The organism is Thermosynechococcus sp. B3 (genome assembly GCF_030323045.1).
Classification (GTDB): Bacteria; Cyanobacteriota; Cyanobacteriia; order Thermosynechococcales; family Thermosynechococcaceae; genus Thermosynechococcus.
Genome location: NZ_CP097584.1, coordinates 2,022,307 through 2,044,571, shown reverse-complemented (window position 1 = coordinate 2,044,571; position 22,265 = coordinate 2,022,307). Strand labels below are relative to the sequence as shown.

The following is a 22,265-nucleotide window of genomic DNA, read 5'->3' as shown; positions in this document are numbered from 1 at the left end:
GAACTTAGGTGGGGATGATGCCGTACAGATCGTAAATATCAGCAGCGGTGATTTCTACGGGGACAATTGTGCCCAAGGTGGCAGCTCCCTTGACATAAACCACGCCATCCACATCCGGGGCAAAGCGGGGCGATCGTCCAATCAGTTCCCCAGTTTGCGGGTTTTCCTGCTCAATGAGGACAGGCATGGTTTTGCCCACTTCAGCGGCATTTTTGCGCTGGGCAATGGGTTGTTGCAGTTGCATCAGGCGATCGCGCCGCGCCATTTTGATTTCCTCTGGAACCTGATCCGGCAGATCATAGGCGGCAGTCCCTTCCTCGGCGGAGTAGGTAAAGACCCCCACATGGTCAAATTCATGGCGCTGCACAAACTGGCAAAGATGCTCAAAGTGGTGCTCAGTCTCACCGGGGAAGCCAACAATAAACGTCGTCCGCATCACTGCTTCGGGTAAGTCCTGCCGTAACCGTTCAATCAGGCGATCGTTCACCCCCGCTTGCCACGGCCGATTCATAGCGCGCAGCACCTCTGGGTGGGAATGTTGCAACGGCAAATCAAGATAGGGCAAGATGTTAGGAGTTTCCCGCATCGCTGCAATCACCTCAGGCGTTAGCCCCGTGGGATAGGCGTAGTGCAAGCGAATCCAAGGCACATCCACTTTGCCAAGGGCACGAATCAGCGCCGCGAGTTGGGGTTGACCATAGAGATCAATGCCATAGTTGGTGGTAATTTGGGAAACAATAATGATTTCTTGGACGCCCTCGCTGGCGAGTTGATGGGCTTCACTGACAATGGACTCAATGGGGCGCGATCGCTGGTTGCCCCGCAGATGGGGAATGATACAAAAGGCACAGCGATAGTCACAGCCCTCAGCAATCCGCAGATAGGCCACCGGTTCCGGCGTGGTGCGGTAGCGAGGAACGGTTTCATCGGCAATGTAGGTGGGCACAGCACTAATTTGTTGCACCCGCTCACCCGTTTCTACCCGCTCAATCACCTCAACAATGTGCTGGTAATCGCCACTGCCAACGACGGCCACCGCCTCAGGAAGCTCCGCCAAGAGTTCCCCTTGAAAATGCTGCGCTAAGCAGCCTGTGATCACAATCTTCTTATTGGCTTCTGCCAGTTCTACCAGTGTGCGCACCGACTCTTCGCGGGCGGCTTGGATAAAGCTACAGGTATTGACAATAACGTAGTCGGCTTCGGTTTCATCGGTACCCACCCCATAGCCCGCTGCCGCAAGGAGACCAATCATGTGCTCCGTATCCACGCGGTTCTTATCACAGCCAAGGTGGGCAAAGGCAATTTTCGGTTTAGTTGGGTTTGGCATCTAAACGGGTCAGCAGCATCTAACAGTAGGGGGTAATATCTTCACCACACTCGTCGGCCAAATAGCTGAGCGAGCGGAAGCGCAACCCCACTAATTGATCATAAAGGGGATTGAGTTTACAGAGGGGGGGAATATGGACAATCTTGCGACCAAAAAGGGTAATGTCGCGCTCAAAGGGGCATTGGGGGGGAATCAGGCGGCAGAGAAAGCGAGCCACCTTGGCATCTTTGACCTCTAAACCATCCAGCCAGTGGCGCACGGGATCCAATAGGCGCAGGGTTTGTTCATTGCTCTCGTGCTGACCATCAAGGGTGTGCTTCAGGGACTCAAGGGCAGTAATTTCCAGTCCCAAGGCGTTGCAGAAGCGTTGCAGTTCGGCATCCTCCGATTGGGAGTAAATGCCATTGGCAAGCGCCACCATTACGGCTGTGCGCACGAAATTTTCCGCAAGGGCGCGATCGCCGCCAAAGGTGGCCACCAGCTCTTCATCGGTGACTGGAGCAAAATGTTCAAGATCAATTTCTGGGGCAATTTCCTCGCGAATCAGGCTCGCAATCAGTTGCTTCTCTTCGGGATCAAAGTGACCATCGGCGCCGGCAATGCTCAAGAGACCCTTAATCCAAATGGCCGTTTGTTCCGGTGTCAGTTCAAGGGTAGATGCTGCGGTGGTTGCCATAGAGATTGCCCCAAGATTGCTGCTCACTACGACTGTACTCTAGGTCTGGGTCTTTCGTGCCATCCTGAAGGACGGATAAAATCCTTGCTACAATTGACGAAGTTTTGTTAAGCACTGTGTCACATCCTTGACTGTTTCGCTGTTGCCCTCCACTTGCTCAACCCCTTGGTATGCCCTTGATCCCATTTGGCAGGGGGACGCGGCGGCGATCGCCCAAGGATTGCCCCATGATCTTTTAGCGCCGGCGTGGCAAATCCTGATTCTCGGGGATGGCTCCCCCACCCGCCACTTGCAACTGCTGACGGGTGAAACCACGGAAGTGGACGTGATAGATATGTCGGCCATTGGCCATGCCAGCGATCGCGCCCCGGCGCAACTGCAACTCATTCCCGGCCCGCGGCTGCGGCGTCAAGTGTGGCTACGCACCGCTTCAGGTCAACGTTTGGCCTACGCCACCTCTTGGTGGGAAGCTGCCCATGTGGATGAGTATTTGCAAAACCGTGCCATGCCCATTTGGACGAACCTCGCCCAACGCAAGGTGGAGCTTTACCGCGACATTCAGGCGGTGTATCTCGGGCACTCTGGAACCTTGGCGGCAGCCTTTGGCGAAGCGGGGCCTTTTTGGGGGCGGCATTATCTCTTTTGGCACGATCGCCGTCCCATTACGCTGATTTATGAAGTCTTTTCGCCCTACCTCTGCCGGTACCTTGGTCCGATGGGAAGTACAGCCTATTTGGCAAATTCAGCCCCAACATTAGGCTAAAGCGGGTGTCTCCGTAACGTTTTGTAAATATAATATGAACAGCTTTTTGTTCCCCTAGGGGGTTGCGTTCATCTTCGTCAGTTAGGGTAGCGTCATTCATGCGAGTTGCAATTGCCGGTGGTGGCTTAGCGGGCTTAGCTTGCGCCAAGTATCTAGTGGATGCAGGACATACCCCCATGGTGTTTGAGCGTGCCAATGTCCTTGGTGGCTTGGTGGCGGCATGGCAGGATACCGATGGGGATTGGGTGGAAACGGGCTTGCACGCCTTTTTTGGTGCCTACCCCAATATGCTGCAACTCCTAGCGGAATTGGGGATTAGCGATCGCCTGCAATGGAAACGCCATGCCCTGATTTTTAACCAACCCGAAAAGCCGGGGGTGCTCTCGTGGTTTGATGTTCCCGATATTCCTTCGCCTTTTAATGTACTGCTCTCCATTTTGCGCAACAACGATATGCTGACGTGGGAGCAGAAATTCCGCTTTGCCTTGGGGCTGTGGCCAGCGATCGTGCGCGGCCAAAAATACGTCGAGGCAATGGACAAGTACACCCTCCTCGAATGGCTGCAACGCCAAGGGATTGATGAGCGGGTAAACTCCGACATTTTTATTGCGGCCTCAAAGGCACTGACCTTCCTGAACCCCGATGAGGTCTCGGCCACGATTCCCCTGACGGCGATGAACCGCTTTCTGCGGGAACGCTATGGCTCAAAAATTGCCTTCTTGGATGGGGCACCCCCCGAACGGTTGTGTCAGCCCATTGTGGATTATGTGACCGCACGGGGCGGTGAAGTGCACACCAATGTGGCTCTGCGGGAGATTGTCCTCAATGAAGATCTCTCGGTGCAGTCCTTTGTCATGGCCGATCGCGAGGGGCAACAGCGCTTTGAAGTCACAGCGGATGCCTATGTCTCAGCGATGTCGGTGGATGCCATTAAACTGCTGCTGCCGCAGCCGTGGCAAGACCTACCCTTTTTCCAGAAACTCAATGGCCTCGAAGGCGTCCCTGTGATTAATGTCCAAATCTGGTTTGATCGCAAATTGCCGACGGTAGATCACCTGCTCTTCTCGCGATCGCCCCTGTTGAGTGTTTATGCCGATATGAGCGAAACCTGCAAGGGCTATGCCGATCCCGACAAGTCAATGTTAGAGCTGGTATTGGCGCCTGCTGCGGAGTGGATTGGCCGCAGTGATGAGGAGATTGTTGAGGCGACCCTTGCGGAACTGGCCAAACTCTTCCCCAATCACCTACCGGAACCTGCTAAAGTGCTGAAAACGGCGGTGGTGAAAACCCCCCGCTCAGTCTATAAAGCCACCCCCGGTCGCCAAGCCTTTCGTCCGGATCAGGCCACGCCCATTCCCAACTTCTTCCTTGCGGGGAGCTACACGATGCAGCCCTACCTAGGGAGTATGGAAGGGGCGGTACTTTCTGGTAAGCTGACAGCGCAGGCGATCGCGAAGCGGCTCGCAGAGAGCAACGCCCCACAGCCCCCCAAACCCTCTACTCAGACTGTCGCCAATGCTGCAACTGCCTAGAGCCGAGTACGTCCCTCCCCTGATTTCCCTCGACGAAGCCTACGAGCTGTGTCGTCAGGTCACTGCCGCCTATGCCAAGACGTTTTACCTCGGCACGCTGTTGATGCCCCCCGCCAAGCGCCGTGCCATTTGGGCGATTTACGTCTGGTGTCGGCGCACCGATGAACTGGTGGATGGCCCCCAAGCCGCAACGACAACAATGGCCACCCTTGATGAGTGGGAAGCGCGCCTTGAGGATATTTTTGCCGGTCGTCCCCACGATGGTATGGACTTGGCATTGACGGCGACGCTGGAACAGTACCCCCTCGACATCCAGCCCTTTCGGGACATGATTGCTGGCCAGCGGATGGACTTGCACCGCAGTCGCTATGAAACCTTTGCTGAACTAGAACTCTATTGCTACCGCGTTGCCGGTACCGTCGGCCTCATGTCCCTTGAGGTGATGGGGGGAGACCCCTACAGCGATCGCCTGTGTTCCCCTTGGGTGGATCCCTATCAGGCCAAAGGCACCCTCAAGGATCAAGCCATTGCCCTTGGCATTGCCAATCAACTCACCAATATCCTGCGGGATGTGGGCGAAGATATGCGGCGGGGGCGTATCTATCTGCCCCTAGAGGACTTGGCTACCTTTAACTACACCGAAGAAGACTTGCAGCGGGGGGTGATTGACGATCGCTGGCGGGCACTGATGCGCTTTCAAATTCAGCGGGCACGGCAATTTTATCGGGAAGCCGAAGTGGGGGTGGCTTACCTAGAGCGGGATGCCCGTTGGCCCGTGTGGTCGGCGTTGATGCTCTATCGCCAGATTCTTGATGTCATCGAAGCCAACGATTACGATGTCTTTAATCGGCGCGCCTTTGTCTCTGACTGGCGCAAGCTGCTGTTTATCCCCATTTCTTGGTTCAAGGCCAGCTTTTAGGCACCATGGCAGATCTCTACGTGGATTGGGACGAGTACCATCGCACCATTGAACAGTTGGCGATCGCTATCTATGAATCGGGATGGCAGTTCAATCAAATCCTCTGCTTGGCCAAGGGGGGGCTGCGGGTAGGGGACATTCTCAGCCGCTTGTTTAATCAACCCCTCGCGATTCTGGCGGTGTCCTCCTATGGCGGTGTCAATAACCAAGAGCGGGGTCGCATCACCTTTGCGCGGGACTTGACCATGACGACTGCTACCCTTGGCAGTCATGTCCTCTTAGTGGATGATTTGGTGGATTCCGGCCTTTCTTTGCAGAAAACCCTGCGCTGGCTAGAGGTCAAATATGGCTTTGCGGTGGAGGAAGTGCGCACTGCCGTTCTCTGGTATAAAGCGGCCTCTTGTATTCGTCCGGACTACTATGTTCATTACCTGCCTGAAAATCCTTGGATCCATCAACCCTTTGAACGCTACGAACAACTGACAGCGGCTGATCTTGCTCAAACCCTAACCCCCTGTCCATGACGCCTACCCTCACTCCCCCCCTCCAATGGCAGCGTCGCCACGTCCTCTCCCTGCAAGACTTTACGGTGGCGGAGCTAGATATTGTGCTGCAAACAGCGCTCAGTTTTCAGGAAGTCCTGAATCGTCGCACTAAGAAAGTCCCCACCCTGCAAGCGCGGGTGGTTGCTAATCTTTTCTTTGAAAGCTCGACGCGCACCCGCAATAGCTTTGAACTGGCGGCCAAACGTCTTTCTGCGGATATTCTCAACTTTTCCCCCGGTACCTCGGCCCTGAGTAAAGGGGAAACGATCCTCGATACGGCTAAGACCCTGTGGGCGATGGGGGCAGAATTCATGGTGATTCGCCATCAGCAGTCGGGGGTGCCCCATACAATTGCGGCGGAAATGGATCGCCTTGGCGGTCAGGTGGCGGTTCTCAATGCCGGTGATGGCCTGCACGAGCATCCCTCCCAAGCGCTGCTGGATCTGTTTACCCTTTGTCAACTCTACGATTCACGTCAACCCCGCTGTGCCCTATTGCAGGGAAAGAAAGTGGCCATTATTGGCGATATTCGCCATTCCCGTGTGGCGCGATCGAACCTCTATAGCCTGAAAACGGCCGGTGCTGACGTGCATTTGGCTGGCCCCCCCACCCTGTTACCCGCCGAATTTGCAGAGTACGGCGCAACGCTCCACTGGACACTGGAACCTGCCCTTGCTGATGCCGATATTGTGATGACGCTGCGCCTGCAACGGGAACGCATGGATCAGCACCTGATTCCCAGTTTGCGGGAGTACCATCAGCAGTTTGGTATCACCCATGAACGGCTGCACCTGTGCCGACCGGAGGTGCGGGTTTTGCATCCAGGACCGGTGAATCGCGGTGTGGAATTGAGTTCGGCATTGCTGGATGATCCGCAGTTCAGTTTAGTGAATCAGCAGGTGACCAGTGGTGTGGCGGTACGGATGGCGTTACTGTATTTGATGGGAACGTACCATGAGGTCAAGGCATGATTAGGGTGACGTTTCTGCCGGATCAGGTCTGCGTCGAGGCCGAAGTGGGTGAAAGTTGGTTGAGCGTCGCTGAGCGTGCCGGGATTGAAATTCCCACCGGCTGTCGTATGGGGACGTGTGGCGCCTGCACTCTGGAACTCGAGGACGGCGAAGAAATTCGCGCTTGTATCTCTACGATCGCGGGCGATGGCGAGGATGGCACCCAGATTACTGCCTATGTCTTTCGAGATCCCACGTGGTGATCACAGGAATCAAACCCTTAGCGCCAAATGAGAAAGCGCACAGTTAGAAAGAGTGCTGAAACCCCCAACTGCAACGCCGTAATCGGCACCCCATAGCGCAGAAAGGTTTTGAAGCTAATGCGGCGGCCATGGAGTTCCGCAATTCCGGCACCAACAATGTTGGCAGAGGCGCCGACCAGCGTGGCATTGCCGCCCAACGTTGCCCCTAGCATCATGGCATAGAACAGGGGCAGCACCTGGGGGGGCAAATCACCCCCATAACCAGGGTGGAGAATTTCTGAACCTGCTAGACCCACATCGACAAGGTATTTTTTCAGCAGTGGCACCATCGCCACCACAAGGGGGATATTGGGAATGACGCTAGAGAGAATGCCAATCGCAAATAAGAGCAGCAGGGAGCCAAAAAAGATATTTTGGCCAATGAGAATGGCGAGGAGGTGGGAGAGTTGACCAATGATGCCGGTTTTTTCTAGGCCACCGATCAAGACAAAAATGCTCATAAAAAAGATCAGGGTGGCCCAGTCCACATCCCGCAGAATGTGGGTGACCGTATCGATTTTGCTTTGATGGGATAAAAGGAGTGCAAGGGCAGCCCCCATTAAAGCGACCGCAGGGGGAGACACTTTGACGACCATGCCATCGCCAATAACAAAGAAGGTCAAGACAAAGACGATGATCACACAACCCACCGCTAGGGTGCGGGGATGATTAATTTTGGGGTGGGGCAAGTGATCAAGGGAGTTGAGTTCTTTGCGCCAAATGCGGCGAAAGAGAACCGGCAGACAAAAAACAATGACAGCGATTGCCAGTACCCCCCCTAAGCTGAGACGCAGGAGATAATCGGCAAAGCTGAGATTAATGGCATCCCCGACAATATAAGTCGCTGGATCCCCGACAAGGGTCAGCAAGCCAGCGCTATTGGAGACAATCACCATCAAGATAATCAGGGGGACAAAGTCCACCCCCACTTCAGCCGCCATGGGGGGCAACAGGGGGGCAAGGAGCATCACTGTTGTGGCATTGGGCAGTACGGCACAGATGGGGGTTGTCAGAGCCACGATCCCCAGCAGCAGGCGTTTTCCCTGACCTCGGGCAAGGATCACCATTTGGGTGGCCAGATACTCAAATACCTTGGTCGGTTCAAAGGCGCGGACCAGAACCATGACACCGAAAAAGAGAGCGAGAGTACCGTGACTGCGGCCAATGTAGCTAATGGCCTCCCCAAGGGTCATAATGTTGAGAAAGACGAGGAGAATCGCGCCCAAAAAGGCTGCAATGGTAATGTTGATCCACTCGGTCATGATCAGGAGGATCACGCCTAGGAAGATCGTGCCAGCAGCGAATGTATGCCAGTGTTCAATCAGCATTGGGCTTCCTAAAAGTTTCTAAGGTAACAAATTCGGTCAACCCCACGAAACCGAATCACTGGAACACTGAGCAGTTGTGAAAAACAGCCAGTCTCCAACTGAATGCCGACGAAGTTAGCTGACGGGCTAGGATTCAGTGGTATCCTTTCTCGGTGGAGAATGCGCCCCTGATTCGTTGGTTCCTCCGCTCCAAGCTGCCAAGGCTCAGATTAGGCATAAAAAGATAAATTGCTACTCAACGTAGCATAGGCCTCTTGGGGGATTCAAGAGAAGTTCTTCTATGACGTGAATAGAAAATCTTAATAAAAACTTTCCCAGACTGTTGCGCCGCGGTTAAATGTGTCAAAATGTTTCCTGTGTCAATTGAATAGCGGCCTACCCTTGCAAACTCCTACGGCGATCGCCCTTGGCAATTTTGACGGTGTCCATCGAGGGCACCAAGAGGTTATCCGTACGCTTGTTGAAGCAGCGCCTCCCGACTGTTACCGGTCAGTGATTACGTTTTCGCCCCACCCGCAGGCATTTTTTACGGGAGAAGAGCGCCTGCTGCTGACCCCAGAGGCGGAAAAACGTGCCCTTTTGAACCACTATGGCATTGAGCAGGTGATTGTCCTGCCCTTTACCCATGCTCTTGCCCAACTGTCGCCCTTGGAGTTTGTTGAGCAGATTTTGGTACAGCAGTTGCAGGCCAAGGTATTGAGTGTGGGTTTTAATTTTGGCTTTGGCCGTGGGCGATCGGGGACGGCGGCGGATTTGCGCACCCTCTGTGCTGCCTTTGGTATTCCAGTGCATATTGTGCCCCCCTATTGTCGGGGGAGCGATCGCGTCAGTAGCTCAGCAGTAAGGGCCGCCCTCGCCGAGGGAGATGTGGCTTTGGCACGGGAGCTTTTGGGACGCCCCTACCAATTGACCGGCACCGTGATTCAAGGGGAACAGTTGGGACGGCAGTTGGGATTTCCCACCGCCAATCTAGCCCTCCCCCCAGACAAATTATTGCCTCGCCACGGCGTTTATGCTTGCCGCGTTACGGGGGCAGCGTTTGCCACTGAGCAATTGGGGGTGGTGAATATTGGGATGCGACCGACGGTGACGGGTCGGCAAGTGACAACAGAGGTGCATCTATTCAACTGGCAGGGAAATCTTTACAATCAAGAGATCACACTTCATTTAGAGGCCTTTATTCGCCCAGAGGTACGGTTTCCCAGTTTGGCTGCCCTACAGGCGCAAATTGCTGCCGATTGCCAAGTAGCGGCTGATCTTCTTGAACGAGTGGTCTCCTATGCGTGAACCCCTACAGCGACTGGTCAATAACCTTGGACAGGTCATGGTGGGCAAAAAAGCTGCCATTGAACTCATGCTAGTGGGGTTGCTGGCGGGGGGACACGTTTTGCTGGAGGATGTACCGGGGGTGGGAAAAACCCTCTTGGCCAAGGCCTTGGCGCGATCGCTGGCGGGTACCTTTCAGCGCATCCAGGCCACACCCGATCTCCTGCCCACGGACTTATCGGGCACCAATATCTGGAATCCCAAAACAGCGGAGTTTGAGTTTCGCCCAGGTCCTGTCTTCTGCAATATCCTGCTGGCGGATGAAATTAACCGCGCCACACCCCGCACCCAATCGGCACTCCTAGAGGTCATGGAGGAGTACCAAGTCACCATTGATGGCGTCACCTACCCCCTGCCCCAGCCCTTTTTTGTCATTGCCACCCAGAACCCCGTGGAATACCAAGGCACCTTTCCGCTGCCCGAAGCCCAGTTGGATCGCTTTGCCCTGTGTTTTAGCTTGGGCTACCCCACCGAGGAAGAGGAACTACAAATGCTGCAACGGGTGCAGGGGGGCTTAGATGTCAATCAACTGGAACCGTGCCTCAGCTTGGCGGAGATCCAACAGTTGCGGCAGCAGGTGCTACAGGTGCGGGTAGATTCAGTCTTGCAAAAGTACATTCTTGCCCTTGTGCGGGCGAGCCGCGAGAGCGATCGCATTACCTTGGGGGTGAGTCCTCGCGGTACCGTGATGCTCCAGCGCACAGCTCAGGCCTTGGCCTTGCTCAATGGCCGTGACTATGTCCTCCCCGATGATGTGAAGCAATTGGCCCCCCATGTTCTAGCTCATCGTTTGATTACAGCAGCAGGGCGCTCAGGGCGAGCCTGTGTGGCAGAATTGTTGGAAATGGTAGTCGTTCCCTAGGGAGAGTTGGCGCGACTGTTCTCTATGAACATCTCTGCGATCGCCAACCTGTCATTGTAGTGTTAAGTCTTTTTAACATCGCGATCGCCCTCGCAACCGTCGAAGGATTTAGGCATTGATGACAACGATACTCATGACACACGCCCTCCAACAGCAGGGAGAAATTTGGCACAACATCCTCAGCAGCACCCACGCCGCCACCTCTGGCTACTCCACCCGCCACACCCAATACCCAATATCGGGACATTAGCACCGTTGCCGACACAGCTCCAACCCCAAAGGGAGAGGATGATGGGCAGCGCCGCCGTCGCTATCGTGGCTCAAGTTATTAAACTCCCCAGGCTGGATTCGAACCAGCGACCAATCGGTTAACAGCCGACCGCTCTACCGCTGAGCTACTGAGGAATATTGACGATTTTCTAATGTAGCGTAGTTCACTACTCTTGGCAAGTCTCAACCGCCCTGAAGTTTTGGCCAGCGCTGCCGCAGTTCATTCACTACGCGATCCAAGGCAACGGCATGGGAGGCCTTAAAGAGGAGGCGATCGCCCGCTTGCAACTCCCGCAATAGGTACTCCACCAATTCTTCATGGGAAGCAAATTGCTGACTGGGAACGCGCCCTGCCCCCCGTGCAAGGGCTGCTCCTTCATCGCCTTTATCGAGAATTAAGAGGCCATCGAGGTCTAATTGGGCAACCGTGGCTCCCACCTGCTCATGGAAGGAGAGAGAAAACGTGCCTAGTTCCCGCATGGAGCCAAGAACTGCCAGATGCCGCTGACCGGGGAGCGATCGCAACAGATGCAAGGCGGCGACCATGGATTCCAGACCCGCATTGTAGGTTTCATCGAGTAGCAGAATATCCGGCTCTAGGAGATAGCGGCCACTCCGACCACTGGGCAATTCTAACGTCAACTGTCGGGGTAGGCGATCGCTCTTTAAGTTCAAGGCTTGCAACACCCCAAGGGCAGCCAGAAAGTTCAAGGCATGGTGTGCCCCCGCAAGGGGAACGGTGTAGGTGCGTTGATCCACGTGGAGGGTTTGGGGCGGTTGATAGATTCCCCGTAGGGTGCCCCCCTCAAGGCCATAGGTAATCGTGGGCCCTGACCAGACCTGCGCCGCTGTCGGCAAAAGTAGGGGACTATCGGCATTGAGCACGGCTGTTCCCCCTTGGGGCATTTCGGCAAGCAGTTCGCATTTGGCTTGGGCAATGGCTTCGCGGGAACCGAGGCGGCCAATATGGGCAGTACCCACATTGGTAATCACGGCAACATCCGGTTGGGCAATCTGGCTCAAAAGGGCAATTTCACCGCGCGCCCGCATCCCCATTTCAATCACGGCAAATTGGTGGTGGGGTTCCAGTTGTAAAAGGGTTTTGGGCACGCCAATCTCGTTATTGAAGTTGGCTTCGGTTTTGAGGACGGCGCCATAGTGACTCAGGACAGCGGCAATCATTTCCTTGGTGGTGGTTTTGCCCACGGAGCCAGTGACGGCAATGACTTTGGCTGGACATTGCTGCCGCCACCACTGTCCCAAGCGTTGATAGGCAGCTAGGGTATTGGCTACCTGAAGTTGTGGCAGAGCAGAAGACACCGGCACCTCGACAATTAGGGCGATCGCGCCGGCGGCGGCGGCCAGATCGACAAATTGATGGCCATCAAAGGTTTCCCCCCGCAGAGCAACAAAGAGATTGCCAGTTGCGATTTGGCGGGAGTCAGTGCAAATGCCTGTGATTGGCAGATCTGGATGAGTTGTATCTAACCCCAAAGCTTGGGCGATCGCCCCGAGGGTGGTGTTCACGATGTTGCCCCGCCAATGTGGCTGCACTTCAAGTAAGGTTGCAGCACCGCCGGTACCCGCACCGTCCCATCGGGTTGTTGGTAGTTTTCAAGAATAGCTGCCATGGTTCGTCCAACGGCTAGGCCAGAGCCATTAAGGGTGTGGACAAACTGTGTCCCTTTTTGCTTGGCTTCTTTGAAGCGAATCTTGGCACGCCGCGCTTGGAAATCGCCAAAATTGGAGCAACTGGAAATTTCGCGGTAACAGCCGGCAGCGGGCAGCCACACCTCTAAGTCGTAGCACTTCATGGCGCCAAAGCCCAAATCGCCAGTACACAGTTCAATCACTCGATAGGGCAACTGCAGGGCTTGGAGAATAAACTCGGCATCGGCCACAAGGGCTTCATGTTCAGCGGCAGAGGTTTCCGGGTGAACAAACTTGACCAACTCCACTTTGTTGAATTGGTGTAGGCGAATCAGGCCGCGTGTATCTTTGCCATAACTGCCCGCTTCACGGCGAAAACAGGGGGTGTAGGCACAGTGGTAAATGGGCAATTGATCGGCAGCTAAAATTTCATCGCGGTAGAGATTCGTCACCGGCACTTCCGCTGTCGGAATCAGCCAGAGATCATCATCGGCACAGCGAAAACTTTCCTCGGCAAATTTGGGTAACTGCCCCGTTCCCGTCAGCGAGGCACTATTGACCAACAAGGGCGGCAAGACCTCCACATAGCCGCGATCGCGGTGGGTATCAAGCATAAATTGGATCAAGGCTCGCTCAAGGGCAGCCCCCATGCCCACTAGGGTAACAAAGCGACTCTGCGCTACTTTCACCGATCGCTCCACATCCCAGAGTCCCAATTGAGTGGCAATGTCCCAGTGGGGCTGACAAGGCTGGCTCGGTTTATACTCCTCACCCCAGCGGCGTACCTCAACGTTTTCGGTTTCATCGCGGCCAATGGGGGTGGTCTCACTGGGGGGGTTGGGAATCGTTAGCAGCAGGCGTTCCAATTCTTCCTTAAGTTGCCGTTCTTGGGGTTCAAGATCACTGAGTTGCTGCTTGAGATCGTTGGCCTCGGCCTTGAGGGCTTGAATTTCGGGGTCAGTGGCGGCAACGCCGGATTTGATCTTTTTGCCGACGAGGGCACCAATTTCGTTACTGCGGGCTTGGAGGCGCGATCGCTGTTGTTCCAGCTGTCGCTGCTGCGCATCCAACTCTAAAATGCGGTCGAGGTCAAAGTCACCGCCGCGCCGCCGCAGGCGATCGCCAAAGGCTTGGGGATTTTCTCGCAGTTGTTTGAGATCAATCACAGGTGGACGAAAACCAGTGCAAACCGCATTGATCCTATCACCAAGGGAGCAGATTGGCTCTAGGGGGCTGTCTTGCTGTGGTTTGCCATCGACACCGCTAAATTCCTCTATCAACCGTCGAGATTTTGATCAGGAGTGGCGTCAACAAGGGGTCGCCGTCCTCTAAAATGAGGGATGTATTAAGCGGTGTTAGCAATATGAGTGTCATTAGTCAGGTTCTTCTTAAAGCGGACGATGAATTGCGCTACCCCACCACGGGCGAACTCCAGACGATTAGTGACTTTTTCCAAACGGGTGAGCAACGCCTCCGCATTGCCACGACACTGGCCGAAAATGAGAAACGCATTGTTGAGCAAGCCAGCAAACAACTGTGGCAGAAGCGGCCTGACTTCATCTCACCGGGGGGCAATGCCTACGGCCAGAAACAGCGTGCCCTCTGTCTGCGCGACTATGGCTGGTACATGCGCCTGATTACCTATGGCATCCTCGCGGGTGACAAAGACCCCATTGAGCGCACGGGTATTATTGGGGTGCGGGAAATGTATAACTCCCTTGGTGTGCCGATGACAGGGATGGCAGAAGCCATTCGTTGCCTCAAGGACGCCTCCTTGGCACTGCTAAGCACTGAAGATGCTGAAGTGGCGGCACCCTACTTTGACTACATTATTCAAGAAATGTCCTAGGGAGACTGACGGCAGCCAATTCTGCATTCAAGGGGAACACAACCCATGACATCTCCCCTTGAAATTGTAGTTGTCAGCAATGGCCCCGGTGAACTGGCCACTTGGGTGTATCCCTTTGTAACAACGCTGCGGCAACAGGTCAGAGAGGGGCTGCGGGTTTCAGTGGTCATTGTTCCCTGTCCCCATGCCAGTGGTCAAGAAGCGGAGATTGCGCGCCGCTATGCGGAGGTGGATCGGGTGCTGCCGGCCACAGAGTTTTGGCACCTCCTGCGCACAAAGACCACCTGTAGTAATTGGGATTGGTTTGCCGAAGGGGTTGTGGTTTTCTTGGGGGGCGATCAGCTCTTTGCGGTGCTGTTGGCCAAGCGTCTGGGCTATCGCTGTGTGCTCTATTGTGAGTGGCAGGCACGCTGGCAAGGGTGGGTGGATGGCATTGGGTTGCGGCGTCCGCTCCCCGTGGGCAAAACAAGAGCCAAGGTGGCGGTGGTGGGGGATCTGATGACTGATGTGCAAGCCCTTGCCCTCGATTCTCTGCCTGATGTGCGCCAACAGTTAGGCGTTGCTTCAGATGCTTCCCTTGTGGGTCTGATGGTGGGTTCCAAGCCCAATAAGCTCAAGCTGGGGGTGCCCCTTTCGCTGGCGATCGCCGACCATTTAGCTGCTGCTCATCCCCCGATTCAGTGTGTGATTCCCGTGGCACCCACCCTGACGCTCAAGACCCTCAGTTGCTACGCCGATCCCCGCTTTAACCCTGAACTCAAGCACGTTGAGGGCACGACGGCGACACTCATCCAACCCAGTGAAGGGCTACCCTATCTGGAGACGCCGAGGGGTACGAAGGTCTATCTCTGGCAGCAGTTACCCAACTATCCCCTGCTGCGGCAGGTTGCCCTCTGTGTGACAACCGTTGGCGCCAATACCGCTGAACTGGCCGCCTTGAATGTGCCGATGATTGTTCTTTTGCCGGCCCAACAACTGCGGGTACAGCGGGCACACCCTTGGGATGGGTTAGCCGGGTTGCTGGTGGGCTTGCCAGCGATCGGGCGACAGTGGACGGTGCTGGTGTTTTGGGCACTGGTGGCCAAGGGATTGGGCTGGCGGCGGTTTTGGCAGTTGTGGCGATCGCCAGAGATAGATTGGGACTTAGTGAAACAGGGTCTCGGCTACAAGGCGTGGCCGAATATCTGGGCGGGCAGAGAAATTGTACCGGAACTGGTGGGTCCGATTGAGCCGGCGGTGGTTGCTGATCAGATTAAGTCTCTATTGAGCCATCCTCAGAAATTGCATCAGATGCGGCAGGATTTGCGGCAGCAGGTGGGGGCGGCGGGGGCAGCGGCAAAATTGGTGGATTTGACCCTGCAGGTGGCGGGCTGGGCTGCCAGCGATCGAGAATGTCCTTGAGCACAATTTCTGTAAACCAAATTTGACCCACAATCACCAGAGGCAGTGCCAGCAGTAAGCCCAGAAAGCCAAAGAAAATGGCAAAAACAATTTGTGACACCAGCGTCACAGCGGGCAGTAGAGCCACCTGTTTGGCCATGACGACAGGCACCAGCAGGTATTGCTCCAACTGTTGAATCACAATGTAGGCAATGAGAACGGCCACCGCCCGCCACGGATTGTCAATAAAAGCAATGATCATCGGCGGAATCACACTCAGGGCAGGGCCAATATTGGGAATCGCCTCCAGCAGACCGGCCAAGAAAGCATTGGCCAAGACCAACCGCACCCCCAGTAGCGCAAGAGCAATGCCACTGACCACACCAATGACCAGCATATTCAAGCCTGTGCCCGCCAGCCATGCCAAGAGCGCCTGTTCACTTTCGGTGAGAATCGTGTCAATGCGAGACCGATAAAACGCTGGAAAGAGGCGAATGAATCCCCGACGGTAGGGTTGAGGATCAATCACTAGCATCACCGTCAGCACCAAGACCAACAGCGTATTTAGTAGGACCGCCAGTGTATTGGAAAAGAGGGCAAGGAAGTTATTAAAGATTTGCTCAAGGAATGGCTCTAACTGGGTAATCAGCCGATTAATGAAAGGGGTATCATCAAAGCCGCTACTTGGTAAAAGGTAAGCCATCTCATCCAGCCATGCTTCCACCCGTCCTAACCCCTTGGGAATCAATACACCCAGTTGCTGTGCTTCCTGCAAAAAGGGGGGAATGATCATCCAAAAGAAACCAAAGATGATCAGGAAAGTCAAGCTAATACTGATGGCGATCGCCCGGCCTCGTTGTAGTCCCCAGCTCTGGAGTCGCAGTTGCAGCCAGTTGAGTGCCGTTGCCAAGACCACCGCCAAAAAGACCAAGAGTAACACTTGGCGAATTTCCCAGAGGATGTAGAGACACACCCCCAGTACCAGCAAGCCAATCCACTGACCAAACGTCACTACTTTGCGTCCAATTCGTGCCTCAACCCCCTATTAGAGCAGGTTTTGGGACTCTACCATCCCAACCAAAGGAATTGCGAGGTGCTAAATGACAAAGACCGTATTGTTGTCCCGCAGCTGGGGATACTCCGCTGGTGCTCTGTGGTTAAACTGGGCAAAGTAGGCAGCCAAGGGTTCGGGTAGGGTCGGTAGTGTGACTTGGGTATCTCCTTGGGCAATTTCTGGCCAGAGGGACGATAGGGCTTGGGCGAGGGGCTGGGCCTCAGTTTCCGATAAATTAAAGGGCGGTAAGGTGAGAAAGCGCACCATAAACCCCGCACCCCGCTGCAGCATCCATTGGCGGGAGAGATCACTCAAGGTGGGATGGGTCTTCAGGGATTCAATGCGGTAGGATTCCACATCCACTTGCCAGCCCCCTTGGGGATGTTGCTGCAAAATGAGCCGGCGATAGGGATGGGGATAGCTGACGAGGGAACCCGTCGTTAGATCAAACAGCCCCTGCTCATAGGCAATATCTTGGACATGGAGATGTCCGGTTAAGACCAAGGCCACCCCCGCCGATCGCAGGAGGTTGAGGAGTTCCACCCGATTCTCCAAGAGGTAGCGCTGCCCCATCGGACTTTGGCTCTGTTGTGGCCAATGCTCAAGGACATTGTGGTGAATCATTACAAGGCGCAGCCCGGCAAAAGGTTTTGCCAATAGAGCCGCCAACCATGCCAGTTGTCCTTGATCGACTGCCCCCATCTGCTGACCCGTCGGGCTAAATTGGTTGGAATTGAGGGCAATCAGTTGCAGGTTGTCTGCGAGCAGGGCTTGATAGTAATGCTTGGCGCCCTTGCCATAGCCCGCATGGGGATACCACTGCGGAAAGTCAGCCCAGCCAATACGCTTGTGATCTCCTAGCGGCAGAGGCACATCGTGATTCCCCGGAATCACATAGCAGGGAATGGGCAGGGTTTGCAGATAGGTGCTAAGCCAGCGATGGTTAAGGATTTCGCCATCCCGCGTCAGGTCACCGGGAATCAATAGGGCGTCAATGCCTAACTCTAGGAGATGGGCAACGGCAGCTTCAAAGGCAGGGATACTGACTTCGTAGAGAAAAATGGGGGGATAATCTGTCGGAATTGTCTCCGGCAGGGCGATGTGGGGATCACTGATAATGCCGAGTCGCACCGCCATCGCTATTTCCTAGTGGCGGAAGTGTCGCCGGTTGGTAAAGACCATGGCAATTCCCGCTTCATTGGCTGCTTGGATAGACTCATTATCCCGCAAACTGCCCCCCGGTTGAATAATGGCGGCAATACCAGCAAGGGCAGCGGCTTGCACGGAATCGGCAAAGGGGAAAAAGCCATCACTGGCCAGCACAGCGCCGCGGGCAGCCTCACCGGCCTCCCTGAGGGCAATGTGTACAGCACCCACCCGATTCATTTGACCGGCGCCAATGCCGCGGGTCTGGCGATCGCGACTGACCACAATGGCATTGGACTTAACGTGTTTCACCACTTTCCAGGCAAAGATCAGTTCCGCCATCAACTCTGGACGAGGGGCGGTGGCGGTGACCACTTGCCACGCCTCTGGATCAATGGGGACGGGGTGAATATCTTGGACAAGAAAGCCGCCAGCAATGGTTTGAATCGCCGTGGTGGGAGCCGTATGCAATTCAGGTAAGGTGAGAACCCGCATCTTGGGCTTGGTTTTCAGGATCGGCAGTGCCGCTTCCTCACAGGCGGGAGCCACCACACACTCTAAAAAGGTACGGGTCAGGGCTTCAGCGGTAGCCACATCCAAGGGGCGATTGAGAGCAACAATGCCGCCAAAGGCAGAGACCCTATCGGCAGCCAAGGCGCGCTCGTAGGCCTCCACAAGGGTTTTGCCCTCAGCCACGCCACAGGGATTCGTGTGTTTGATAATGACGGCAGTGGGGGCACCCTCCCCTAAAAATTCACTGATCACCGCCCGTGCCGCTTCTAGATCCAGCAGGTTGTTGTAGCTAAGTTCTTTGCCCTGAAGCAGGTCGGCGGCTGCCCAACCAGTGGGGTGTGCCCCACTCATGTACCAAGCAGCCCGTTGATGGGGGTTTTCGCCATAGCGCAGGACTTGTTTTTGCTGCCCCGTCAGGTGGAAGACCGGCGGCAGAATTTCTGGTTCAGTACCAGGGGACGTGATTTCTTGGAGATACTCGGCGATCGCCTGATCGTAACTGGCCGTCAGCGCAAACGCCCGCTGGGCACAGGCAAGGCGAAAAGCAGGTTGAGCTTCCCCGTGTAATCGTAATTCCTGAAGGTAAGTTTCATACTGGCTGGGATCCACCAATACTGTCACATGGGCATGGTTTTTGGCAGCAGCGCGAATCAGCGTCGGCCCACCAATATCAATTTGCTCGATCGCCTGGGCAAGGGTCACGTTGGGCTGGGCAATTGTTTCGGCAAAGGGATAGAGATTGACAACCACCAGATCAATCGGATGAATCCCTTGGGCTTGCAGATCAGCCTCGTCTTCGGGGCGATCGCGCCGTGCCAAAATACCGCCGTGAATTTTGGGATGCAGGGTCTTGACCCGCCCACCAAGGATTTCCGGTGCCCCTGTGTACTCCGAGACCGTTGTCACGGGAATCCCCGCTGCCTGTAAGGTCTTTGCGGTGCCACCACTACTCAGGAGCGTAAAGCCAAACTCCTGCACCAAGGCCGTAGCCAACGCCACCAGTCCCTGCTTATTGCTGGTGCTGAGTAAGGCAATTCGCCCCATGCCTGCAATCCTCCTAGGCGACTAAGAACACCTATTTTAGCGGTTTTAGCGGAACATACTGCTCACAGAGCTATCTTCATGAATGCGCCAAATGGTTTCGCCGAGAATACTCGCCACCGACAGCACCGTGAGTTGGGGAAAGCGTTGCGTCTCCGGTACAGGAATCGTGTTGGTGACAATCACCTCTTCAAAATCGCCCCCTTGGAGTCGCTCAATCGCTGGCGGTGAAAAAACCGCATGGGTGGCACAGGCATAGACTTCCTTGGCACCTTCCCGCCGCAGTAACCGTGCTCCTTCTAAAATCGTGCCGGCTGTATCAATCATGTCATCCACGAGCACCGCTGTCTTGCCCTTAACATCCCCCACCACGTTCATCACTTCGGCCACATTGTGGGCTTGGCGTCGTTTATCAATAATGGCGAGGGGCGCATCATCAAGCTTATTGGCAAAGGCACGGGCACGAGCCACCCCACCCACGTCGGGGGACACCACCACAATATCCTCAAGATTTTTGCTGCGCAGGTAGTCAAGGAGTACGGGTGAACCATAGACATGATCCACGGGAATGTCAAAGTAGCCTTGAATTTGCGCTGAGTGCAGATCCATGGCCAAAACGCGACTCGCTCCCGCTTGCGTAATCAGGTTGGCTACTAGTTTGGCGGTAATGGACTCGCGGCCAGCGGTCTTGCGATCGGCACGGGCATAGCCATAGTAGGGAATCACCGCAGTCACTTGGCGGGCTGAAGCGCGGCGGCAGGCATCCACCATGATCAGCAGTTCCATCAGGTGGTCATTGACGGGTCGGCAACAGGGCTGGATCAGATAGACATCACAACCGCGAATGGATTCTTGAATCTGCACGTACAGCTCGCCATCAGCAAATCGCTTGCGCACCATTGGGCCGAGATCAATACCGAGGTAGCGGGCAATTTCCTGAGCAAGGGCAGTGTTGGCAGAACCCGAAAACAGCTTTAGACGACTATGATCAGAAATGTGAGAGGGGGTAGTCGTGGGCAATGGCGCAGTGTGAATCACAGCATCTCCCCAAGATGGCGTGCGTTTTGACTTTGATCTTATCATTTCCAATTTTGGGAGCCACTACCCTAGGATTGAATTTATAGAAAGATGAATTTTGAGGTCATCAGCTTTGCCAATGGCGCGATCGCAATTCCCACGATTGGGGGATGTTTTTTTGTCACCGATAGGGGTCGCTTGGTTATTCCTTTTACCTGCACTTTTGTTTCTGACAATTTTTGTTTTTTTGCCGATTTTGTACCTTGTCTATCTTAGTTTTACGACGGGGAGTTTTAGTCAAGAAGGGGTGCGTTGGGTTGGGCTGCAAAATTATCAGCAATTGCTCCTGAGTCCAGACTTTTGGCAAGTGATTGGCAATACCCTCTATTTCACAGGGGCAACGGTGCTACCGACGATTGTGCTGCCCTTACTCTTGGCGGTGGGTCTTAACCAAGGGATCAGGGGACGGGATCTGCTGCGCACGGCCTACTTTTTACCAACAATGACCTCGATTGTGGCGGCGGGTTTAGGGTTTCGTTGGCTGTTTCAAACCGATGGCCCGGTGAATCAACTGGTGCAAACCTTGGGGGGACAACCGATTGCTTGGCTGAGTGATCCCGCTTGGGCAATGCCAGTGCTGATTTTGCTCAGTAGCTGGAAGCAATTGGGGTTTAATTTAGTGGTCTTTTTAGCGGGGTTGCAAACGATTCCCCGCGATCGCTATGAGGCGGCACTTCTCGATGGTGCCAATGCTTGGCAACAGTTTCGCTACGTTACGCTGCCGGGGTTGCGACCCACCTTAATTTTGGTGTTTGTCACAACAACGATTTTCACATTGCGCAGTTTTGAACAGGTCTATGTGGTGACCGGTGGCGGCCCCTTAGATACAACAAACCTGCTGGTATTTTATATTTACCAACAGGCCTTCGCGTTATTTGACTTTGGCTATGCCGCTGCGGCAGCAACGGTTCTTTTGGGAGTCACCTTTGGACTGATCTGGCTACAATTGCGTACGCGCCAAGACCCCAATCTCTAGAGAGAGGAGCCAAGACCAGCGTAGGCACCGTAGAAAAACAGCCCGACAATGACAATCACTCCCATGCCGGCCACCGTGGCCACAACCCAGAGGGGAATGCGTCCGCCTTCAGACAACATGATCAATTCCTCCTAAGCAGATTCAGTTATAGAGAAGAAATTTAGTTAAAGAAGTAGCTTGAAAAGAGCAACGCAAGGACGAAGATCAGCAGCAACCCTAGGTACAGGGATGTGCGATTCAGTTCGACCGGCTGACGGTTGGGATTCGGTTCCATGGCTGCACCTTCCTAACGTTGGATAAACTGCATTGCCGCGATCGCCCCGAGGAAGAAAATCGTGGGCACAGCAAGGGTGTGAACGGCCACCCAGCGGACCGTAAAAATTGGGTAAGAAACGGGTTCTTGATTGGGGGTATTACTGGTCATGGCAATCCTACTTCACCTGTTCTAAGAAGGTTTCAACTTGTTGTTTAGCTTGAAAGCGATCGGTCACAAGAGGAATCGACCGCTGTTCCTGAGCATAGTAGCTATCGGGGCGTGGTGTGCCAAACACATCATAGGCCAAACCGGTGCTGACAAAGAGCCAGCCAGCAATGAACAACGCCGGAATGGTGATGCTATGAATCACCCAATAACGGACACTGGTAATAATGTCGGAAAATGGTCGTTCTCCTGTCGTTCCAGCCACGTTGCGATGCCTCCAAAGTGTCTAATGTTAAAAAAAGGAAACGGTACTATCTATCATACAGCCTTTTTTCACAACGATTGAGTCGCATAAATA

24 protein-coding genes, 1 tRNA gene and 1 riboswitch are annotated in these 22,265 nt (G+C 54.7%); of the genes, 11 read left to right on the top strand and 14 right to left on the bottom strand.

Annotated features, from left to right (window positions below):
- Window positions 1-4: 4 nt before the first annotated feature.
- Both rimO and M0646_RS10115 read right to left on the bottom strand, forming a co-directional pair.
- Window positions 5-1,327, bottom strand: a complete 1,323-nt coding sequence (gene rimO / locus M0646_RS10120; RefSeq protein WP_286625579.1) for a 30S ribosomal protein S12 methylthiotransferase RimO — start codon at window positions 1,325-1,327, stop codon at window positions 5-7.
- Between the two features lie 19 nt (window positions 1,328-1,346).
- Window positions 1,347-2,003, bottom strand: coding sequence for a Mo-dependent nitrogenase C-terminal domain-containing protein (locus M0646_RS10115; protein WP_286625578.1), 657 nt, complete (start codon window positions 2,001-2,003; stop codon window positions 1,347-1,349).
- 127 nt (window positions 2,004-2,130) lie between these two features.
- Between M0646_RS10115 and M0646_RS10110 the strand changes: the two genes are divergently transcribed.
- The 6 genes from M0646_RS10110 to M0646_RS10085 all read left to right on the top strand — a co-directional run bounded on the left by M0646_RS10110 (window position 2,131) and on the right by M0646_RS10085 (window position 6,975).
- Entirely contained in the window at window positions 2,131-2,766 is a 636-nt protein-coding gene (locus tag M0646_RS10110; RefSeq protein WP_190278063.1) for a chorismate lyase, read from the top strand.
- Between the two features lie 98 nt (window positions 2,767-2,864).
- A complete protein-coding gene (pds, locus tag M0646_RS10105; RefSeq protein WP_286625576.1) occupies window positions 2,865-4,298 on the top strand; it encodes a 15-cis-phytoene desaturase in 1,434 nt (477 codons plus the stop codon).
- Complete coding sequence (locus M0646_RS10100) at window positions 4,282-5,217, top strand: phytoene synthase (RefSeq protein WP_286649606.1); 936 nt, start codon at window positions 4,282-4,284, stop codon at window positions 5,215-5,217. Before pds ends, M0646_RS10100 begins: the two co-directional genes overlap by 17 nt.
- A gap of 5 nt (window positions 5,218-5,222) precedes the next feature.
- Entirely contained in the window at window positions 5,223-5,741 is a 519-nt protein-coding gene (locus M0646_RS10095) for a phosphoribosyltransferase (RefSeq protein ID WP_149820490.1), read from the top strand.
- Window positions 5,738-6,733, top strand: coding sequence for an aspartate carbamoyltransferase catalytic subunit (locus tag M0646_RS10090; RefSeq protein ID WP_149820488.1), 996 nt, complete (start codon window positions 5,738-5,740; stop codon window positions 6,731-6,733). Before M0646_RS10095 ends, M0646_RS10090 begins: the two co-directional genes overlap by 4 nt.
- A complete protein-coding gene (locus M0646_RS10085; protein ID WP_149820486.1) occupies window positions 6,730-6,975 on the top strand; it encodes a 2Fe-2S iron-sulfur cluster-binding protein in 246 nt (81 codons plus the stop codon). The genes M0646_RS10090 and M0646_RS10085 overlap by 4 nt, the downstream gene beginning before the upstream one ends.
- A gap of 17 nt (window positions 6,976-6,992) precedes the next feature.
- Here M0646_RS10085 and M0646_RS10080 read toward each other — a convergent pair whose 3' ends face one another.
- A complete protein-coding gene (locus M0646_RS10080; RefSeq protein ID WP_286625574.1) occupies window positions 6,993-8,342 on the bottom strand; it encodes an ArsB/NhaD family transporter in 1,350 nt (449 codons plus the stop codon).
- An 87-nt stretch (window positions 8,343-8,429) separates the two neighbouring features.
- Window positions 8,430-8,568, bottom strand: a riboswitch (cyclic di-AMP (ydaO/yuaA leader).
- Between the two features lie 113 nt (window positions 8,569-8,681).
- Here M0646_RS10080 and M0646_RS10075 point away from each other — a divergent pair.
- From M0646_RS10075 to M0646_RS10065, 3 genes are all read left to right on the top strand, one after another.
- Window positions 8,682-9,629 (top strand): bifunctional riboflavin kinase/FAD synthetase, encoded by a 948-nt coding sequence (locus M0646_RS10075; protein WP_149820482.1) that lies wholly within the window; start codon window positions 8,682-8,684, stop codon window positions 9,627-9,629.
- Window positions 9,622-10,530, top strand: coding sequence for a MoxR family ATPase (locus M0646_RS10070; RefSeq protein WP_149820480.1), 909 nt, complete (start codon window positions 9,622-9,624; stop codon window positions 10,528-10,530). The genes M0646_RS10075 and M0646_RS10070 overlap by 8 nt, the downstream gene beginning before the upstream one ends.
- Before the next feature lie 118 nt (window positions 10,531-10,648).
- A complete protein-coding gene (locus M0646_RS10065) occupies window positions 10,649-10,780 on the top strand; it encodes a hypothetical protein (RefSeq protein ID WP_286625572.1) in 132 nt (43 codons plus the stop codon).
- Window positions 10,781-10,863: 83 nt separating this feature from the next.
- On the opposite strand, the gene M0646_RS10060 is transcribed toward M0646_RS10065, so the two are convergent.
- The 3 genes from M0646_RS10060 to serS form a co-directional block, all read right to left on the bottom strand.
- Window positions 10,864-10,935: transfer RNA gene (locus tag M0646_RS10060), tRNA-Asn, on the bottom strand.
- A 48-nt stretch (window positions 10,936-10,983) separates the two neighbouring features.
- Window positions 10,984-12,330: a UDP-N-acetylmuramoyl-tripeptide--D-alanyl-D-alanine ligase gene (murF, locus tag M0646_RS10055; protein WP_399374384.1), complete on the bottom strand. Its 1,347-nt coding sequence runs from the start codon at window positions 12,328-12,330 to the stop codon at window positions 10,984-10,986.
- Complete coding sequence (gene serS / locus M0646_RS10050; protein ID WP_286625570.1) at window positions 12,324-13,616, bottom strand: serine--tRNA ligase; 1,293 nt, start codon at window positions 13,614-13,616, stop codon at window positions 12,324-12,326. The genes murF and serS overlap by 7 nt, the downstream gene beginning before the upstream one ends.
- Window positions 13,617-13,813: 197 nt before the next feature.
- Between serS and apcD the strand changes: the two genes are divergently transcribed.
- Window positions 13,814-14,299 (top strand): allophycocyanin subunit alpha-B, encoded by a 486-nt coding sequence (gene apcD, locus M0646_RS10045; protein ID WP_190278062.1) that lies wholly within the window; start codon window positions 13,814-13,816, stop codon window positions 14,297-14,299.
- 1,252 nt (window positions 14,300-15,551) lie between these two features.
- On the opposite strand, the gene M0646_RS10035 is transcribed toward apcD, so the two are convergent.
- The 4 genes from M0646_RS10035 to M0646_RS10020 form a co-directional block, all read right to left on the bottom strand.
- On the bottom strand, window positions 15,552-16,691 hold the full coding sequence (locus M0646_RS10035; protein WP_399373857.1) for an AI-2E family transporter: 1,140 nt from the start codon (window positions 16,689-16,691) through the stop codon (window positions 15,552-15,554).
- 84 nt (window positions 16,692-16,775) lie between these two features.
- Window positions 16,776-17,870, bottom strand: a complete 1,095-nt coding sequence (locus tag M0646_RS10030; RefSeq protein WP_286649605.1) for a metallophosphoesterase — start codon at window positions 17,868-17,870, stop codon at window positions 16,776-16,778.
- Between the two features lie 9 nt (window positions 17,871-17,879).
- Complete coding sequence (purH, locus tag M0646_RS10025; RefSeq protein ID WP_286649604.1) at window positions 17,880-19,436, bottom strand: bifunctional phosphoribosylaminoimidazolecarboxamide formyltransferase/IMP cyclohydrolase; 1,557 nt, start codon at window positions 19,434-19,436, stop codon at window positions 17,880-17,882.
- A 45-nt stretch (window positions 19,437-19,481) separates the two neighbouring features.
- Window positions 19,482-20,516, bottom strand: coding sequence for a ribose-phosphate pyrophosphokinase (locus tag M0646_RS10020; RefSeq protein ID WP_315863169.1), 1,035 nt, complete (start codon window positions 20,514-20,516; stop codon window positions 19,482-19,484).
- 73 nt (window positions 20,517-20,589) lie between these two features.
- Between M0646_RS10020 and M0646_RS10015 the strand changes: the two genes are divergently transcribed.
- Window positions 20,590-21,486: a sugar ABC transporter permease gene (locus M0646_RS10015; protein WP_315863168.1), complete on the top strand. Its 897-nt coding sequence runs from the start codon at window positions 20,590-20,592 to the stop codon at window positions 21,484-21,486.
- Here the strand turns inward: M0646_RS10015 and M0646_RS10010 are convergent.
- The 4 genes from M0646_RS10010 to psbE are packed head-to-tail and all read right to left on the bottom strand — an operon-like array spanning window position 21,483 to window position 22,172.
- On the bottom strand, window positions 21,483-21,602 hold the full coding sequence (locus tag M0646_RS10010; protein WP_099798822.1) for a photosystem II reaction center protein J: 120 nt from the start codon (window positions 21,600-21,602) through the stop codon (window positions 21,483-21,485). The genes M0646_RS10015 and M0646_RS10010 overlap by 4 nt on opposite strands.
- Window positions 21,603-21,646: 44 nt before the next feature.
- A complete protein-coding gene (locus M0646_RS10005; RefSeq protein ID WP_149820459.1) occupies window positions 21,647-21,760 on the bottom strand; it encodes a photosystem II reaction center protein L in 114 nt (37 codons plus the stop codon).
- Window positions 21,761-21,772: 12 nt separating this feature from the next.
- Window positions 21,773-21,910, bottom strand: a complete 138-nt coding sequence (gene psbF, locus M0646_RS10000; protein WP_011057382.1) for a cytochrome b559 subunit beta — start codon at window positions 21,908-21,910, stop codon at window positions 21,773-21,775.
- A 7-nt stretch (window positions 21,911-21,917) separates the two neighbouring features.
- Window positions 21,918-22,172, bottom strand: coding sequence for a cytochrome b559 subunit alpha (gene psbE / locus M0646_RS09995; protein WP_149820457.1), 255 nt, complete (start codon window positions 22,170-22,172; stop codon window positions 21,918-21,920).
- Window positions 22,173-22,265 lie beyond the last annotated feature (93 nt).

Coding starts and splice junctions, on each gene's coding strand:
- rimO (WP_286625579.1), bottom strand. CDS start 1,327: ATGCCAAACCCAACTAAACCGAAAATTGCCTTTGCCCACCTTGGCTGT.
- M0646_RS10115 (WP_286625578.1), bottom strand. CDS start 2,003: ATGGCAACCACCGCAGCATCTACCCTTGAACTGACACCGGAACAAACG.
- pds (WP_286625576.1), top strand. CDS start 2,865: ATGCGAGTTGCAATTGCCGGTGGTGGCTTAGCGGGCTTAGCTTGCGCC.
- M0646_RS10100 (WP_286649606.1), top strand. CDS start 4,282: ATGCTGCAACTGCCTAGAGCCGAGTACGTCCCTCCCCTGATTTCCCTC.
- M0646_RS10095 (WP_149820490.1), top strand. CDS start 5,223: ATGGCAGATCTCTACGTGGATTGGGACGAGTACCATCGCACCATTGAA.
- M0646_RS10090 (WP_149820488.1), top strand. CDS start 5,738: ATGACGCCTACCCTCACTCCCCCCCTCCAATGGCAGCGTCGCCACGTC.
- M0646_RS10085 (WP_149820486.1), top strand. CDS start 6,730: ATGATTAGGGTGACGTTTCTGCCGGATCAGGTCTGCGTCGAGGCCGAA.
- M0646_RS10080 (WP_286625574.1), bottom strand. CDS start 8,342: ATGCTGATTGAACACTGGCATACATTCGCTGCTGGCACGATCTTCCTA.
- M0646_RS10070 (WP_149820480.1), top strand. CDS start 9,622: ATGCGTGAACCCCTACAGCGACTGGTCAATAACCTTGGACAGGTCATG.
- M0646_RS10065 (WP_286625572.1), top strand. CDS start 10,649: ATGACAACGATACTCATGACACACGCCCTCCAACAGCAGGGAGAAATT.
- apcD (WP_190278062.1), top strand. CDS start 13,814: ATGAGTGTCATTAGTCAGGTTCTTCTTAAAGCGGACGATGAATTGCGC.
- M0646_RS10030 (WP_286649605.1), bottom strand. CDS start 17,870: ATGGCGGTGCGACTCGGCATTATCAGTGATCCCCACATCGCCCTGCCG.
- purH (WP_286649604.1), bottom strand. CDS start 19,436: ATGGGGCGAATTGCCTTACTCAGCACCAGCAATAAGCAGGGACTGGTG.
- M0646_RS10020 (WP_315863169.1), bottom strand. CDS start 20,516: ATGATAAGATCAAAGTCAAAACGCACGCCATCTTGGGGAGATGCTGTG.
- M0646_RS10015 (WP_315863168.1), top strand. CDS start 20,590: ATGGCGCGATCGCAATTCCCACGATTGGGGGATGTTTTTTTGTCACCG.
- M0646_RS10005 (WP_149820459.1), bottom strand. CDS start 21,760: ATGGAACCGAATCCCAACCGTCAGCCGGTCGAACTGAATCGCACATCC.
- psbF (WP_011057382.1), bottom strand. CDS start 21,910: ATGACCAGTAATACCCCCAATCAAGAACCCGTTTCTTACCCAATTTTT.